This is a genomic window from Blautia sp. AF17-9LB (genome assembly GCF_003479185.1).
Taxonomy (GTDB): domain Bacteria; phylum Bacillota; class Clostridia; order Lachnospirales; family Lachnospiraceae; genus Fusicatenibacter; species Fusicatenibacter saccharivorans.
Genome location: NZ_QUGU01000005.1, coordinates 38,561 through 54,935 on the forward strand (window position 1 = coordinate 38,561; position 16,375 = coordinate 54,935).

Annotated in this window: 12 protein-coding genes, 2 tRNA genes and 1 other RNA gene; 2 read left to right on the plus strand and 13 right to left on the minus strand. The window is 50.8% G+C overall.

The annotated features are described in order from the left end of the window. Positions 1-15: 15 nt before the first annotated feature. The 7 genes from DWX00_RS06785 to DWX00_RS06815 all read right to left on the minus strand — a co-directional run bounded on the left by DWX00_RS06785 (position 16) and on the right by DWX00_RS06815 (position 7,782). Complete coding sequence (locus DWX00_RS06785; RefSeq protein ID WP_117510305.1) at positions 16-612, minus strand: Maf family protein; 597 nt, start codon at positions 610-612, stop codon at positions 16-18. Positions 613-794: 182 nt separating this feature from the next. Continuing rightward, an RNA gene (rnpB, locus tag DWX00_RS06790) (RNase P RNA component class A) lies at positions 795-1,145 on the minus strand. Between the two features lie 91 nt (positions 1,146-1,236). Next, a complete protein-coding gene (locus DWX00_RS06795) occupies positions 1,237-2,892 on the minus strand; it encodes a nucleoside kinase (protein WP_243037597.1) in 1,656 nt (551 codons plus the stop codon). Positions 2,893-3,010: 118 nt separating this feature from the next. Continuing rightward, positions 3,011-3,709, minus strand: coding sequence for a tRNA (adenine(22)-N(1))-methyltransferase (locus DWX00_RS06800; protein ID WP_118594896.1), 699 nt, complete (start codon positions 3,707-3,709; stop codon positions 3,011-3,013). 22 nt (positions 3,710-3,731) lie between these two features. After that, on the minus strand, positions 3,732-4,874 hold the full coding sequence (gene rpoD, locus DWX00_RS06805) for an RNA polymerase sigma factor RpoD (RefSeq protein WP_055228389.1): 1,143 nt from the start codon (positions 4,872-4,874) through the stop codon (positions 3,732-3,734). 105 nt (positions 4,875-4,979) lie between these two features. Next, positions 4,980-6,758 (minus strand): DNA primase, encoded by a 1,779-nt coding sequence (gene dnaG / locus DWX00_RS06810; protein WP_055228390.1) that lies wholly within the window; start codon positions 6,756-6,758, stop codon positions 4,980-4,982. Between the two features lie 16 nt (positions 6,759-6,774). Then, positions 6,775-7,782, minus strand: coding sequence for a deoxyguanosinetriphosphate triphosphohydrolase (locus DWX00_RS06815; protein ID WP_055218880.1), 1,008 nt, complete (start codon positions 7,780-7,782; stop codon positions 6,775-6,777). Between the two features lie 203 nt (positions 7,783-7,985). On the opposite strand from DWX00_RS06815, the gene DWX00_RS06820 reads away from it, so the two are divergent. Both DWX00_RS06820 and DWX00_RS06825 read left to right on the plus strand, forming a co-directional pair. Beyond that, positions 7,986-8,070 (plus strand) — tRNA-Leu (locus DWX00_RS06820). A gap of 25 nt (positions 8,071-8,095) precedes the next feature. Then, a tRNA-Leu gene (locus DWX00_RS06825) sits at positions 8,096-8,180 on the plus strand. 124 nt (positions 8,181-8,304) lie between these two features. Here DWX00_RS06825 and ilvA read toward each other — a convergent pair. The 6 genes from ilvA to plsX all read right to left on the minus strand — a co-directional run bounded on the left by ilvA (position 8,305) and on the right by plsX (position 16,183). Beyond that, a complete protein-coding gene (gene ilvA, locus DWX00_RS06830) occupies positions 8,305-9,516 on the minus strand; it encodes a threonine ammonia-lyase (protein WP_055219017.1) in 1,212 nt (403 codons plus the stop codon). Between the two features lie 35 nt (positions 9,517-9,551). Further along, entirely contained in the window at positions 9,552-10,493 is a 942-nt protein-coding gene (ftsY, locus tag DWX00_RS06835) for a signal recognition particle-docking protein FtsY (RefSeq protein ID WP_022462735.1), read from the minus strand. 60 nt (positions 10,494-10,553) lie between these two features. Continuing rightward, a complete protein-coding gene (gene smc / locus DWX00_RS06840) occupies positions 10,554-14,114 on the minus strand; it encodes a chromosome segregation protein SMC (protein WP_118594897.1) in 3,561 nt (1,186 codons plus the stop codon). 7 nt (positions 14,115-14,121) lie between these two features. Then, on the minus strand, positions 14,122-14,814 hold the full coding sequence (rnc, locus tag DWX00_RS06845; RefSeq protein ID WP_055218876.1) for a ribonuclease III: 693 nt from the start codon (positions 14,812-14,814) through the stop codon (positions 14,122-14,124). A gap of 105 nt (positions 14,815-14,919) precedes the next feature. Next, entirely contained in the window at positions 14,920-15,153 is a 234-nt protein-coding gene (acpP, locus tag DWX00_RS06850; protein WP_117802558.1) for an acyl carrier protein, read from the minus strand. Then, a complete protein-coding gene (plsX, locus tag DWX00_RS06855) occupies positions 15,143-16,183 on the minus strand; it encodes a phosphate acyltransferase PlsX (RefSeq protein WP_118594898.1) in 1,041 nt (346 codons plus the stop codon). Before plsX ends, acpP begins: the two co-directional genes overlap by 11 nt. Positions 16,184-16,375 lie beyond the last annotated feature (192 nt).

The window sequence follows — 16,375 nt, forward strand, 5'->3', positions numbered from 1 at the left end:
TTCTCTTACCTCCTTCTATTCCAGAACGCCCAGATTTTTCAACTCATGATAAACCCGGGACGCCGGCAGTCCCATCACATTATAATAGTCTCCCTGGATTCCTTTCACAAACTTTGTCCCAAACACCGTCTGAATTCCGTATCCTCCAGCCTTATCCGACCACACAGGAGCCTCCCCCTCTTTCTCAAGAGCAAGATACCCGTTTATCTCCTCCTCTGTCATCGCATAAAACTCTACATCTGTACGGTCACAGAACGATACCACACGCTTTGCGTCCCCCTCTGTTACCGCAATCGTAACTCCAGTATACACCTGATGCACCCTTCCCTGCAACTGCTGCATCATGCTTCTGGCATGTTCTATCCCTTTCGGCTTGCCAAGGATCTCCCCTTCAAAAGCCACAACCGTATCCGCCCCGATCACAACGGCATCCCCTTCGGTAATCTCCGCAACATCCAGACATTTCAGCCGTGAAAGCTCCTCCACAACCTTCTCCGGTTCCGCAGACGTCACAACTTCTTCCGCCCCTGAAGCCTGAACCTTACACCGTATTCCCAACATCTCCATCAACTCTCTTCTTCTGGGTGACCCCGAAGCCAATATCACTTTCATCCTGCTGTCTCCTTTATTTTTTCTTTCATGACATGCATTTTTTTCACACCATGCAGCGGTCCGCGGGAATGTGCGGCTTGCGCCAGATGGCCGGATAAAATAAGTACGCCGGGAACAAACACAATCCACTCGTGTCCGTTCCCGGCGTACTTATTTTATCCAGATGCCTGAATTTCCGTCTTATGCAAAGCAAAACGATAAGCCGGGTTATGTCGTGTGTAATCATCTATCCAATGGAACTGTCGCCAGTCCCCTTAAGCGACCCACCTGAAAACATGACGGGCAGCCATATACGTTTTCTATTCGGTCTTGCTTCGGATGGGGTTTACATGGCTTTCTCTGTTACCAGAGAAACGGTAGTCTCTTACACTGCCTTTCCACCCTTACCAGAAAAAACCTGGCGGTATCTCTCTGTTGCACTATCCCTGGAGTCGCCTCCGCCGGACGTTATCCGGCATCCTGCCCTGCGAAGCCCGGACTTTCCTCACCTGGCCCCTTTCGGTCCTGCCAGCCGCGATTACATATCTTACTTTGTCAAAAACGGAACATCAGACAGTTAATAATCATATCACAAACTTTCTCTGTTGTCCATCCCCCAAATCACAGATCCCGCAAAGCAGCCTCTCATACATCAAAGCAGCTTCCCCCCACAAACTCCCGCAGAATCGAATTCTTGGGAATATCCTCAATCGGCACTCCGACAAAATAATCCAAAAACTTCAGCAGCCGCTTTGCCTCCTGGTATTCCGGCTCTCCCTCCTCAATCTGGAACAAAAGCGGCTCCGCATACAGCTTCAGCACCGAAAGCTCATACACCAGCGCTGAATTGAACATCACATCCGCCTTCTCCTGATTCGGGAAAATATTACGATCTTCCCCGCGGCGCACCGACGGCCACATCGCAATCGTCTCCTTCGCCGACGTCGCCCGTGTCCGGCTGTCACGCACCATACGCCGGATCAGCCGGCCATCCGTCGTCGGAATCCGGTTGTGCTCATCCACATTAATCTGCGTCAGCGCACTGATATAAATCCGGAATTTACTTTCCGAAGGAAGCGACCACGTCAGTTTTTCATTCAGCCCGTGAATCCCCTCCAGCACCAGCACATCGGTCTCCTTCATCTGAATAAAATTCCCCTTGTACTCGCGCTTGCCCGTCTTAAAATTAAAATACGGCAGTTCCACACGCTCTCCGTTCAAAAGTGCTGTCATATCCCGATTCAAAAGCTCGATATCCAGTGCTTCCAGGCATTCAAAATCATAATCGCCGTTTTCATCCCGCGGCGTATCTACCCGGTTCACATAGTAATTATCAAGGCTGATCGGATGCGGCGTCAGACCATGCGCTGAAAGCTGGATGGAAAGCCGGTTGCAGAACGTTGTCTTTCCGGAGGAAGACGGCCCCGCAATCAGCACAAATTTAACCTGCTTTCTTTCCGCAATCTGCTCCGCAATCTTCGCAATCTTCTGCTCCTGCAGCGCCTCCGCAATCAGCATCATCTGCTGAATATTGCCCTTCGTGATGCGTTCATTTAAGTCGGCAACCGTGGAAATTCCCATCTGCTCACCCCAGCGCTCCGATTCCCGCTGCACCTGGAACACCTTCGGGGAGAGATTCGCCGCCGGCACCGTCTCCGGCGCCTTTTTCTCCGGCATCTGCAGCACAAAGCCGTCATCGTATAAATAGAGATCAAAATACTTCAGATAACTCGTATCATACGTCATAAATCCATAATAATAGTCTTCAAAATCCCCGAGACTGTACAGATTCACACGGGAGACACGGCGGTAACGGAACAAGCGGTCTTTATCCGTCATGCCATGCAGCCGGAACCGTTCTCTCGCCTCGTGCGTATCGACACTCCGCTTATAAATCGGCACCGCCTTTTCCACCTGTTCATGCATATACGCTTTTACTTCGTCCAAAAACTCCTGATTCAGCGTGATATCGCCGTCCACCGTGTAGAAAAAGCCCGAACCCGCCGAAAAATGCAGCATCACATGGCGGATCTTATCGTAGCCTCCCACATGATACACCGCTTTTACCAGCAGAAGAGAAAGACTCCTCTGATACGTTTTATGTCCGATCTCATCCTTCGTCGTCACAAATTCCAGTTCACAGTCTTTTTTCAGCTGCTTGTGCAGCTCCCTCAGCCGTCCGTCCACCTTCACCAGGACAATCGGAGCATCCATCGTTTTCTCAAAATCTTTTGCAATCTCATAATAAGAGCAATTTTCCGGATATTCATATTTCTTTCCATCAATTGTTACCTGAATCACTTGTAATTCCTCCTTTTTGCAAAACTTTCTGAAAATTCAGAAGTAAAAACGAAGGCGCGCCCGAAAATTATAAAACCTGAAATTTTCAGACACGCCTCCTCATGATAAAACGCTGTCGTTACATCGTATGGAACCGCGCAAGCGCAGATTCCAGTATTGCCTCTTTTTCTTTTAATTCACAAAGCCTCTGTGTCGCCTTCTCCCCCGGATTGCCAGAGAGCTGGCCGATCAGCATTCTGTTCTGGTTCTGCTGCTTCTGCAGATATTCCAACAGCACCGGATTCTGGTTTTCCAGAAGACGTGGTCCATAGAAAAGCTCCTCCGCCTTCAGATCTTCCTTTTCCCCATGCACTGCCCGCAGAATCGGATAGTATTTTCCATCCTCCTCCACGAAATTCTCCTGTGCAAGGTAAAATCCGTGCTCCAGCAGCCATGCGCGCACGCGGTCGATATCTGACTGCGGCTCCAGAATCAGCTCACCAAAGCCGGACAGCAGCGGCTCACCCTCACTTAAAATCCTTACGGTGAGCCCGCCGCCCATGCCCGCGATGAGGAGAGAATCCCCCTCCCCCGCCTGCAGGGCATGAAGGCCATCGGAAAGCCGTGTTTCTATGTAGTCCCCCATGTTATACTGCGTGATATGCTCCCTGGCCCGTTCTAACGGTCCGCGGTTCACATCCATGGCGATTGCGGAGGAAATCTTCTTCTGTTCCAGCAGCGCAATCGGCACATAGCCGTGATCTGTTCCCACATCGACCAGGCAGCCGCCCGGGGTGACAAACTCCGCTACCGCGGAAAGTCTTTTTGATAACTGCATGTCTTTTCTCCTGACTGAAAACTTAGTCCAGATAATCTTTGAGTTTTCTGGAACGACTCGGATGGCGGAGCTTTCGAAGCGCTTTCGCCTCAATCTGACGGATACGCTCTCTTGTAACGTTGAACTCTTTACCAACCTCTTCGAGGGTTCTCGCACGGCCATCGTCAAGTCCGAAACGGAGACGCAGAACCTTCTGCTCACGGTCGGTCAGTGTGCTTAAGACATCCTCCAGCTGCTCTTTCAGCATGGTGAATGCTGCCGCGTCTGCCGGTACCGGCACATTGTCGTCCTGGATGAAGTCACCGAGGTGGCTGTCCTCTTCCTCACCGATTGGTGTCTCGAGTGAAACCGGTTCCTGGGAGATTTTCAGGATCTCACGCACACGCTCTACAGACATGTGCATCTCCTCTGCGATCTCTTCCGGAGTAGGTTCGCGGCCTAACTCCTGCAGTAACTGACGGGAAACGCGGATCAGCTTGTTGATGGTCTCTACCATATGAACCGGAATACGGATCGTTCTCGCCTGGTCTGCAATCGCTCTTGTGATTGCCTGGCGGATCCACCATGTTGCATAGGTGGAGAATTTGTATCCCTTGCGGTAATCGAATTTTTCAACCGCTTTGATGAGGCCTAAGTTACCTTCCTGAATCAGATCCAGGAACAGCATGCCGCGGCCGACATAACGTTTTGCAATGGAAACAACGAGACGAAGGTTGGCCTCTGCCAGACGTTTTTTCGCATCCTCATCGCCCTCTTCCATTCTCTGTGCCAGCTTGATCTCTTCCTCTGCGGAAAGAAGCGGCACTTTACCGATCTCTTTTAAGTACATGCGGACCGGGTCCTCAATGCTGATGCCTTCCGGAACGGAAAGGTCGATGTTTTCCATATCGATCTCTTCTTCCTCGGAAAGGTCGATGTCATCGTCGTCCAGAAGGAGAAGATCGCGGTCTGCCGCATTTGGATCCTCGGTCATATCGGAGAGGCGCAGTACGTCGATACCGCTTGCCTCCAGGTATTCAAATACCTTCTCCATCTGCTCCGCATCCAGCGGCATATCGCGGAAAAAGTCGTTGATTTCCTGATATTCCAGGACGCTCTTTTTCTTTTTGCCGTATGCTACCAGCTCTTTTAATTTTTCCATAAATTTTGCTTTATCGAACTCCATTGACTGTCCATCCTTCCATAGCTTGTATATATTCTGTCCCTGCCCTGCGAAATTAAACACGCAGAACAGAAGATTCCAGGGTTTTTCTTTGGTATCCAGGCCTCCTTAAAAAGCGAAATCCGGAAGTTCCCCTGCTTTCCACCGCTCCAGGCTCTTTTTGTCCGCCATCAGCTTCTGCAGCGCCGCCATATCGGTCACATTCATATGTGCCGACTGATACGCAATGCTGTTTTCTTTCATATTGCAGATCACATCATGCAGCGCGCGCCGTTTTTCCTCCTCTGTCTCCAGCGGGATTCTGGCATTAAAAAGGCCTGCAACTTCTTTCTGCTCCTCGGAATCAACAAACTGATTCAAAAGCTTTGCCGGATTCACCCCGCCCTCGTGATACTGCAGCACAATCATCTCTGCAATCTGGCGGTAAAGAGGTGTGGTAAAATCCTCCGGCGTAATATATTTTTCCAGTTTTCCAATGAGCGCCGGATAAGAGGTCATCCATGTCAGCATCAGCTTCTGTGCTTTTTCGACACCGCCCTCTTTCTCTTTTTTGTTTGCGGCTGTATTCCGCGGCTTGACACGCTCCGTCCTTCCGGCTCCTGATAGTGCCATCTGACCGACCTGCTTTCGCAGTACTTCGACGGCAATCCCGTATTTTCCTGCCACTGCCTCAAGATAACTGTTCCGCTCGATCTCATCCTCGATTGCAACGAGACGACGCACCGCCTCATGCAGGAAATCGGATTTGCCCTGCGGGTCGGCAAGGTCGAAATCGCGTTCCTTCATGCGGATCTCATACAAAACGCTGTTCTCCGCCTCTTCCAGACGTTTTTCGAACGCTTCGCAGCCCTCGTGCTGGATAAACTCATCCGGGTCCTTATACGGTCTCAAATTGACGACACGCGTTGTAAGACCAACCCCTTTGAGCATCGGAATCGCACGAAGCGCCGCTTTGACGCCTGCCTCATCGCTGTCATAGATCACAAGAACCTCGTCGGTATACCGTTTCATCAGCCCCGCCTGCAGCGATGTGAGTGCTGTTCCAAGAGAAGCTACCGCGTTATTGAATCCTGCCTGGTGCATGGAGATGACGTCCATATAGCCCTCGCAGATAATCAGATTTTTTCTCCGTGAAGAGCGCGCCAGATGCAGCCCGTAGAGATTGCGGCTCTTATCGAAAATCTTTGTCTCCGGCGAATTCAGGTATTTCGGCTTTCCATCCCCCATCACACGGCCTCCGAAGCCGATGACACGGCTGTTGGCATCCATGATCGGGTAAATGACACGGTTCCAGAACTTGTCCTGCATGCCATGCACCTCGTCCGCCAGAAAAAGGCCCGACTGACGCAGGATTTCATCGTCATACCCTTTTTCTTTTAAGAAACGGTACAGCAGGCTTCCATACTTATCTGAATAGCCAAGGCCGAATTTTCGAATCGTATCATCCGAAAGGCCGCGCCCCTTCAGGTAATCGTAGCCCTGTTTTCCGCGTTCGGTGTGGAGCTGGTAATAATAGAATTTCGCCGCCTGTTTGTTGATTTCCAGCAGCGTGTTCTTTAAATCCGCCTGCTCCTTTGCTTCTTTCGAATACTCCATCTGCGGAAGCTCCACCCCGGCCCGGTCGGCCAGAAATTTCAAGGCTTCCACAAACGTGAAGTTTTCGTATTCCATCAAAAATGTGAAAACATTTCCTCCGGCTCCGCATCCGAAGCAGTAATACATCTGCTTTCCTGGGCTGACGGAAAAGGAAGGGGACTTCTCATTGTGGAAAGGGCAGAGCCCGAAGTAAGAGCTTCCTCTTCTTGTCAGCTTTACGTAGCCGGATATCACATCTACGATGTCATTTTTCATACGAATCTCTTCCACTAAATCATCGGAATATCGCATTTTTTCCTCCCTGTATCTAATAAACCGCCCAGGCTTTCGGCACGAACAGCTCCTCGTATTTGTGCATGGAATACTGATCGGTCATACCGGCAATGTAATCGCATACTACCTGTGTCTTGTCCTCGCCGCACCCGATCAGATTCCGGTACTCGCGGGACATCTGTTCCGGGTGCTCCTGGTAGTAGGTGTAGAGGGAAATCAGCATCTTTTTTGCCTTCTCCTCCTCTTTTTTCGCCTCCGGGTTGCGGTAGACGTTCGCGAACATCAACTCCCGCAGCATGCGCATGCCCTCGGCAATCTCCGCCGACTGGCGCACATACTCCGTTCCGCGGCTCTGCTCCACAATGTCGTGGATCAGCGTATTGAGCCGCTCGCGGCATGTATCGCCAAGGACGACGCGGATCGTAATCGGGATGTCATCCTCGCTTAAAATGCCGGCACGGATGGCATCGTCCATATCGTGGTGGATGTAGGCGATCTTGTCGCAGAGACGCACAACCTGTCCCTCCAGGGTCGACGGCTTTCCCGCCGTGCGGTGGTTCAGAATTCCATCCCGCACTTCCCAGGTCAGGTTCAGGCCCTGTCCTTCCTTTTCTAGAACCTCCACGACACGGACGCTCTGTTCCGCGTGGCGGAAGCCCCCGGGATGCACCGCATTGAGCGCCGCTTCCCCGGAATGGCCAAACGGCGTGTGTCCGAGATCGTGGCCAAGCGCAATGGCTTCGGTCAGATCCTCATTCAGATTCAGCGCCCGCGCAATCGTGCGGGCAATCTGGGACACCTCGAGTGTGTGCGTCAGGCGGGTCCGGTAATGATCGCCCTGCGCAGCGAGAAACACCTGTGTTTTGTCTTTCATCCTGCGAAAGGCTTTGGAGTGGAGAATCCGGTCCCGGTCTCTCTGGTAGACGGTGCGGATGTCACACTCCGGTTCATATCGGTCCCTTCCTCTGGAATTCCGGCTGTGCGCCGCATAAGGACTCAGCTCCTGAAATTCCCGTTCTTCAAACGATTCTCTCAAGTTCAAACGAAGACCACCTCTTTCCCGGTAATATGCCTGTAACAGTTCTTTTCATTGTCCTCCTATTTCCTATATTCGGTGCCCGATTCCGATTTCCTTTTTTATTTTTCAAATTTTTCAAATTTTTTCAAAAAAAGTGTTGACGGCTTACAACTCTGGTGCTATAATACATCTTGTCGTCAGCGAGATGACAAAAACTTAAAGAACATGCGGAAGTGCTGGAATTGGCAGACAGGCCAGACTAAGGATCTGGTGGTCATTGCGATCGTGTGGGTTCAAGTCCCATCTTCCGCACGAAATTTAAAAAACTACATAACATGTGGAAGTGCTGGAATTGGCAGACAGGCCAGACTAAGGATCTGGTGGTCATTGCGATCGTGTGGGTTCAAGTCCCATCTTCCGCAGAATGAGAACCCTTGTGCATGCAAGGGTTTTTTCCTTCTCAAAAAAATCAGAGGAAATTCTTTTTCGGATCTCCTCTGATTTTTATTTTTCCTTTTTTCAGAATTTTCTCTGCAATTTTTATTCTTACAGATTCGGTCTTACAATCTTCGGTGTATAGCCTGCCTCTTCCAGTGCTTTGACGATACGATTCTTGTGATCGGTGCCGAATGCCTCCATTGTGATGCGGAGCTCTACTGCAGCACTTCTGTTCGTTGTGAAGAACTGGTTGTGGTCCAGTTTGATGACGTTTCCGTTCTCGTTTGCAATCACCTGGGAAACGCGTACCAGCTCGCCTGGTTTATCCGGCAGAAGAACGGATACAGTAAAGATACGGTCTCTCTGGATCAGTCCGTTCTGGATCACGGAAGACATGGTGATGACGTCCATATTTCCGCCGCTTAAGATCGAAACAATCTTTTTGCCTTTGACATCCAGATGCTTTAATGCAGCCACAGTCAGAAGACCGGAGTTCTCGACGATCATCTTGTGGTTTTCTACCATATCAAGAAATGCTACGATCAGCTCATCATCATCCACGGTAATGATCTCGTCCAGGTTCTGTCTTACATACGGGAAAATCTTGGATCCCGGTGTCTGTACTGCAGTACCGTCTGCAATTGTGCTGACAGGAGATACGGTCGTTACCTCGCCTTTTTCAAAAGAAGCCTTCATACAGGCTGCTCCGGACGGCTCAACACCGATGACTTTGATGTTTGGTTTCAGCAGTTTTGCCAGTGTGGAAACACCGGTAGCCAGTCCGCCTCCTCCGATCGGAACAAGGATATAATCTACGAGCGGAAGCTCCTGAATCACTTCCATAGCGATGGTTCCCTGGCCGGTTGCAACGGTCAGATCATCGAACGGGTGAATAAAGGTATAGCCATGCTCTGCTGCAAGCTCGTATGCTTTTGCACATGCCTCATCGTACACATCTCCGTACAGAACAACCTCAGCGCCGTAGCTCTGGGTACGCTCTACTTTGATGAGCGGTGTGGTCGTCGGCATCACAATGACAGCCTTTGCACCGTAGCATTTTGCCGCATACGCAACGCCCTGTGCATGGTTTCCTGCAGATGCGGTGATCAGTCCTTTTGCGCGCTCCTCTTCACTTAAGGTGCTGATTTTGTAATAGGCACCGCGCAGCTTATAGGCGCCGGTCAGCTGCATATTTTCCGGTTTTAAGTAGACTTTATTTCCCGTCTGCTCGCTGAAATATTTGCTGTAAACCAGTTTGGTCTCCTGTGTTACTTTTTTTACAATTTCAGACGCTTCCTCAAATTTCGGGAGTGTCAGCATTTCTTCTGCCATAGTCTTTTCTCCTTGTTGTCTTTTTAAGCATTCTCTTCGGATGTATGGAACAGTGCATTTACAAACTGGTCTGCATCAAATTTCTGCAGATCGTGGATGCTCTCGCCCACGCCGATGTATTTGACCGGAATATCAAGCTCGGACTGGATGGCAACGGCGATACCGCCCTTTGCAGTTCCGTCCAGCTTCGTCAGAATGATACCGGTGACATTTGCCACTTCCGCAAACTGTCTTGCCTGCTGCAGCGCATTCTGGCCCGTGGTACCATCCAGCACCACCAGCGTTTCCAGGTATGCCTCTGGGTACTCTTTTTCCAGAATCCGGTAAATCTTGTGGAGCTCTTCCATCAGGTTCTTCTTGTTGTGAAGTCTTCCTGCCGTATCACAGATCAGCACATCCGCATTTCTGGCTTTTGCCGCTGCGACTGCATCGTACACGATGGACGCCGGATCTGCTCCGTTCTGTCCGCCGATGATATCCACGCCGGCGCGGTGCGCCCACTCCGTGAGCTGCTCGCCTGCCGCTGCACGGAACGTATCTGCTGCCGCAAGAACAACCTTTTTGCCCTGATCCTTCAGAAGGCCGGCCAGCTTTCCGACGGAGGTCGTTTTTCCGACTCCATTGACACCGATCACCAGCACTACCGATTTCCGGTTTTCAAATTCATAGGCTGTATCGCCTACATCCATCTGTTTTTTGATGCTCTCGATCAGAAGCTGTTTGCACTCTGCCGGATCGGTAATGTGCTCTTCTGCCACCCGCTCTTTTAAGTGGTCAATAATTTTGGTCGTTGTATTGATGCCGATATCTCCCATGACGAGAATCTCCTCGATCTCCTCATAAAAATCGTCATCAATATTGGAATAGCCGCTGAAAATAGAATCAATTCCAGCTACAATGCTGTCTCGGGTCTTCGTCAGACCGTTGACAAGACGTTTGAAAAAGCCTACTTTCTCCTCCGCCATACCGTTCGCCTCCCTTTATCTTTTCTATCTTACTTCTTTCGTATTGTATCTTATTCGTTTCTATTTGTCCAGTTCTCCCTCGATCAAATCGACAGAAACAAGGGTAGAAACACCCTTCTCCTGCATCGTGATGCCGTACAGACGGTCTGCCGCCGTCATCGTACCGCGCCTGTGGGTGATGACGATGAACTGGGTATTTTTTGTCAGCTTATGCAGATACTGTGCAAAACGCGTTACGTTGGAATCGTCGAGCGCCGCCTCGATCTCGTCAAGTAAACAGAACGGGGACGGCTTTAAGTTCTGGATTGCAAAAAGCAGCGCAATCGCGGTCAGTGCCTTCTCGCCTCCGGAGAGCTGCATCATATTCTGCAGTTTCTTTCCCGGCGGCTGGGAAATGATGCGGATACCTGCCTCGAGTACATCCGTGTCCTCCTCGAGTTCCAGCGTTCCCTTTCCGCCGCCGAACAGCTGGCGGAACACGCGGTCAAACTCTTTCCGGATCTCCTCGAATTTTTCCGTGAACTGCTTGCGCATACCGGCATCCAGCTCATCGATGATGCCCTGCAGTGTCTCTGCCGCCTTGACAAGATCGGTGTGCTGTGCATCGAGAAAGGCGTGGCGCTCCGAAATCTCTTTGTACTCCTCAATCGCATTCACATTGACAGAGCCAAGCTTCCGGATCGCATCTTTTACTTCCAGCACACGCCGCTTTAATTCACTGCGCTCCGGAATCTCCTCCATCTGGAACTCTCTTGCGTGGCCCGGTGTCACTTCGTACTCTTCCCAGAGATACGAGGTCTGTGCCTCTTTTGTCTCCTCCAGCTTTTCTTTCTGGCTGTTCAGACGGAAGCACTCTTTGTCCATCAGGGAAATCTGGTCGGAGAGCTGATCCCGCTTCTCGAAAAATTCTTTGTGATCTGCGCTTAATGCTTCTTTTTTCTCCTGCAGTTCCACAATCCGGCGGTCTTCCTCTTCTTTTGCCTGCACTGCTGCTGCAATCGTCTTCTGGATCTCCACGATGTCCTGCTGTTTCCTTTTGACATCGTCTTTTTCCTCCGCCGCTTTTTCCAGCATGGTGCGGCTTTCCGCTTCCAGTTTTCCCGTCTCTTCCTCAAGACGGCGGATGTTCTGGGCAAGGAATCCATCCTTCTGGGACAGATTTGCGTAATTTAACCGGATTTCTTCAAGATCCTTCGTATATTCTGCTTCCCGGCGGCGAAGCCCTGTAAGCGCCTCCTGTGCCTTCTGGATATTCTCCTGTAGCGTGCTTTCCCGCTCCACCGATTCCTGCATTTCCTGACCGATGACTTTCCGGTTCCGCTCAATCTCGGCGATCTGATTTTCAATCTCGAGACTCTCCTTCTGAAGCGCTTCAAAATCCAGACGGATTTCCGTCTTTTTCTCGCGCGCTTTTTCCAGATTCAGGCGCACCGTATTCTGCTCGATGTACTGCCGCTGCAGTTTTTCATTCAGCTCGGTGCGGAGATCGCGGATTTCATTCCGCTTATTTTTCTTCTCTTCAAGTTCCTGCTGGATTTCCCGCAGTTCCTTCGCAAGACCCTGTACGCTCTTTTCGAGTTCCTCAATCTCACGCCGTCTTCCGAGCAGGTTGCTGTTGTTCCGGAACGAACCTCCTGTCATGGAACCGCCCGGGCTCAAGAGCTCGCCCTCGAGGGTTACCATGCGGAGCGTCTGACGGTATTTCCGCTGGATCACAATGGCATGGTCGATCGTGTCGACCACCAGCGTTCTTCCAAGCAGCTGTGCCACAAGGCCCTCATACACCGGGTCGTACGAAACAAGTGCATTTGCCACACCGAGCACACCAGTTTCTCTTGCCGCATCCTCATTCACCTGCGTTTTTTTCCCGCGCATACTGGTGAGCGGAAGGAACGTCGCACGGCCGAAATGGCCCCGTTTCAGGTATTCAATCAGGTATTTCGCCGTCGCCTCATTGTCGGTGACAATATTCTGAATGCTGCCGCCAAGTGCGGTCTCGATCGCCGTCTCGTACTTTTTCTCCGCCTGCAGAAGATCCGCCACAACGCCGTGGATGCCGGGATTCCGGTCTTTCTGCTCCATGACCTTCCGAATACTGTTTCCATAGCCGTCGTACCGCTCGGTGATGTTCTTTAAGGATTCGAGCCTTGACGCTTCTCTGTGGTAATTGGTCTGGCCGGCTTCCATCTCTTTCGTCTGGTTCGAGAGATCCGCCGTCAGCGCGGTAATCTTCTGATCTGCCTCCTGGTACTGCTGTTTCAGGCTGCTTACCGTCTCTTCGAGCGCTTCAAACGCGTTCTGCAGTTCTTCCATCTGCCCGTTCTGTTCGGACTCGCTCGTCTTTAAATGCAGCACCCTCTGGCTTAATTCTGCCTTTCGGATGCCGATCTGCTCGAGCATCGCATCGTAGCGCTGCATTTTTCCCTTCGTGGAACCCCGCTGGTTCAGAAGGCCGATGACTTCGCTCTTATCCTGTTCACTCTGCAGCTCGACTGCCTGGATCTGCTCCTGGCATTCCGAGAGAGCGGCCTCTTTCTCACTCTTTTCCGTCTCTGACGCAAGAAGTGCTTCATGAAGCCCGTCCTTTTCTGCCTGATATGTATTTTTTTCTGCCGTCTTTGTGCGGCTCTCCGCGCGGATCGCCTCCAGACGTTCTCTTAATGTGTCGCTGTTCCTCTCTGATGCATGAATCTGCTCGTTCAACACCTCGATCTGGTTTTCGAGCTGCTGACGTTTCAGTGCATTCTCCCCCGCCTGATCGCGCGCAGAAAGAATCGTCTGGTCCAGTTTTTCCTGCTCCTGTTCCAGCTTTTCATACTCCTGCTTCGTATGCTCAAAAGCCTCTTTCGTGCTCTTTAACTGCTCTTCTGTAATCCGGTACCGGTCTTCTACTTTCGCGAGATCGTTCCGGATGCGCTCCATCTCGAGCAGAAACATATTGATATCGAGGAGCTTTAATTCCTCTTTCTTCTTTAAATAAATCTTTGCCGTCTCAGACTGGCGTTCCAGCGGCTCTAACTGCCTTGTCAGTTCCGAGAGAATGTCGTTGACGCGCACCAGATTCTGCTGCTCTTCCGCCAGCTTCTTTTCGGTCACGGCCTTCCTTCTCTTGAATTTGACAATTCCTGCCGCCTCGTCAAACAGCTCCCGGCGCTCTTCCGGCTTACCACTTAAAATCTTATCAATCTGACCCTGTCCGATGATGGAATAGCCTTCTTTTCCGATACCGGTATCGTAGAACAGCTCGTTGATGTCCTTTAACCGGCACGATGCGCCGTTCATCAGATACTCGCTCTCACCGGAGCGGTAGAGCCGTCTCGTCACCGTGACTTCCTCGAAATCGACATTCAGCTTGTGGTCGGAATTGTCGAGTGTAATTGCAACCGACGCGTAGCCGAGCGGCTTTCTCGTCTCGGTTCCGGAGAAAATAACATCCTGCATATTTCCGCCGCGGAGCTGCTTGGCGCTCTGTTCGCCGAGCACCCAGCGCACCGCATCGCCAACATTGCTCTTTCCACTGCCGTTCGGCCCTACAACGCCGGTAATACCGTCGTGGAACTGCAGAATGGTTTTGTTGGCAAACGACTTAAATCCCTGCATTTCAATGGATTTGAGATACATAATTCACCTACGCTTTTTTTCTGGCAAGAATTGCATCGTATGCCGCTGCCTGTTCTGCCGCTTTTTTCGTTCTGCCCTTTCCGGTACCGAGCGCTTTCTTTCCGACGCTGACCTGTGCCCAGAAGCTCTTGTCGTGATCCGGTCCCTCTTCTTTTAAGATGGTGTAAACAATCTCTTCATCCGTCTCACCCTGGATCAGCTCCTGCAGAATCGTTTTGCTGTCGTAGAAAAGCTGTTTGTGTTCGATATCGTTTAAGATATAGTTCAGAACGAACGTTTTTGCCGGTTCAAAGCCGCCGTCCAGGAAAATCGCACCGATCGTTGCCTCCATAGCATCCGAAACGATGGAATCGCGGTGACGGCCGCCGGTTGCCTCCTCGCCCTTTCCAAGGAGTAGAAAGCTTCCAAGGTCAATCTCACGGGCACAGAATGCCAGTGCCGGTTCACAGACGAGGCTGGCGCGTTTTTTCGTCATCTCGCCCTCCGGGAGACGCGGGAATGTCTTGTATAAAAATTCGCTGGATACAACTTCCAGCACGGCATCTCCTAAGAACTCCAGACGCTCGTTGCACTCCAGGCGCTCCATATGGTGCTCATTTGCGTAGGAAGAATGGCGCATCGCCATCTCCAGCAGTCCGAAATCCTGAAATTTATACTGGATCTTCTTTTCCAAATCCACGAGTTTATCAATATTATTCATAACCTGTTTTAAGCCTGTCCTTCCTCATAGTTACCGTTTGCAGGTGTTCTGCGGACGGTAACAAAGGGGCTGTCCTGTAGCAAACAGCCCCTTCGCCATTTTCTATTATTCTGCCAGTTTCTTTTTGATCGCTTCCACCGCATCCTCAACCGATACGATGTGCTCTGCTTCTTCTGCTTCGATCTGGATATCAAATTCTTCTTCAATTCCCATCACAATCTGAAATACATCCAGGGAATCCGCTCCCAGATCATCTGTAAAGGTTGTCTCCATGGTTACTTCATTCGGATCTACGTTTAATACATCCGCAATGATCTCCTGTAATTTCTCAAATTCCATCTTTCGCTGCCTCCCTGCTGCTCTTATAGTCTGCCAGATGCTCCTGCACTTTCTGCGGAATCTTCTCCTCGCTAAATGAAATGCACTGGAGAATGGAATTTTTAAATTCGTTGGCTTTTGAGCTTCCGTGCGTTTTTACAACGAGTCCTTTTAAGCCAAGCAGCGGTGCTCCGCCGTACTCACTGGCATCAAAAGACTTCAGTGTCTCTTTCAGCGCCGGTTTCACAAGAAGGGCTCCGATTTTACTGCGCAGAGATGTCATCATGCCCTGTTTTACCTTGGAAATCAGGGTCGCGCCGACGCCCTCATACAGCTTTAAGATAACGTTTCCGACAAACGCCTCACAGACAACAACGTCTGCGGCTCCGTTTGGAATTTCTCTTGCTTCGATACTGCCGACAAAGTTGATATACGGGGTTTCTTTCAGAAGCGGATACGTCTCTTTGACGAGCGCGTTTCCTTTTTCTTCTTCCACACCGATATTCACGATTCCCACACGCGGATTTTTAATGCCGACAACGTGTTCCATATAGATGGAACCCATCATGGCAAACTGCACCAGATGGGACGGTCTTGCATCAACATTCGCACCGCAGTCGATCAGAAGGGATACACCGTCTTTCGTCGGGATCAGCGGAGCCAGCGGCGGGCGCTCTACGCCCTTGATGCGTCCTACGATCGTCTGTCCGCCGACCAGGACTGCTCCGGTGCTTCCTGATGAGACAAACGCGTCTGCCTCTCCGTAGCGCACTTTTTTCATGCCGACAACGATCGAAGAATCTTTTTTGTGGCGGATCGCATTGACCGGCGGCTCTCCCGTCTCAATGATCTCGGTTGCCGGAACGATCTCAACCCGCTCCTTCGGGTACGTATATTTCTGCAGTTCTTTTTCGATGACATCCACCTGGCCGACCAGCTGGACTTTGACACATTCATCTGCGTTTACGGCCTCAACGGCGCCTTTTACCGGCTCCGCAGGCGCATAATCGCCGCCCATCGCGTCCACTGCAACTCTGACTAAGTCACTCATGTTTTTTCCTCTTTTCTCTTTTCTAAAGCGCGTTTGAAAACTCTTTTTCTTTCAAAAAACCGTTTTCAACCACGCTCTAAAAGCACTCATGCAAGTGCTGTATTAACTATACTAAACTCCTTTGCAAAAATCAAGCACAAATGCCCATCCGCGCTTTCTCCTGTATTCCAAAAAAGCGGGTGGATTTATCTT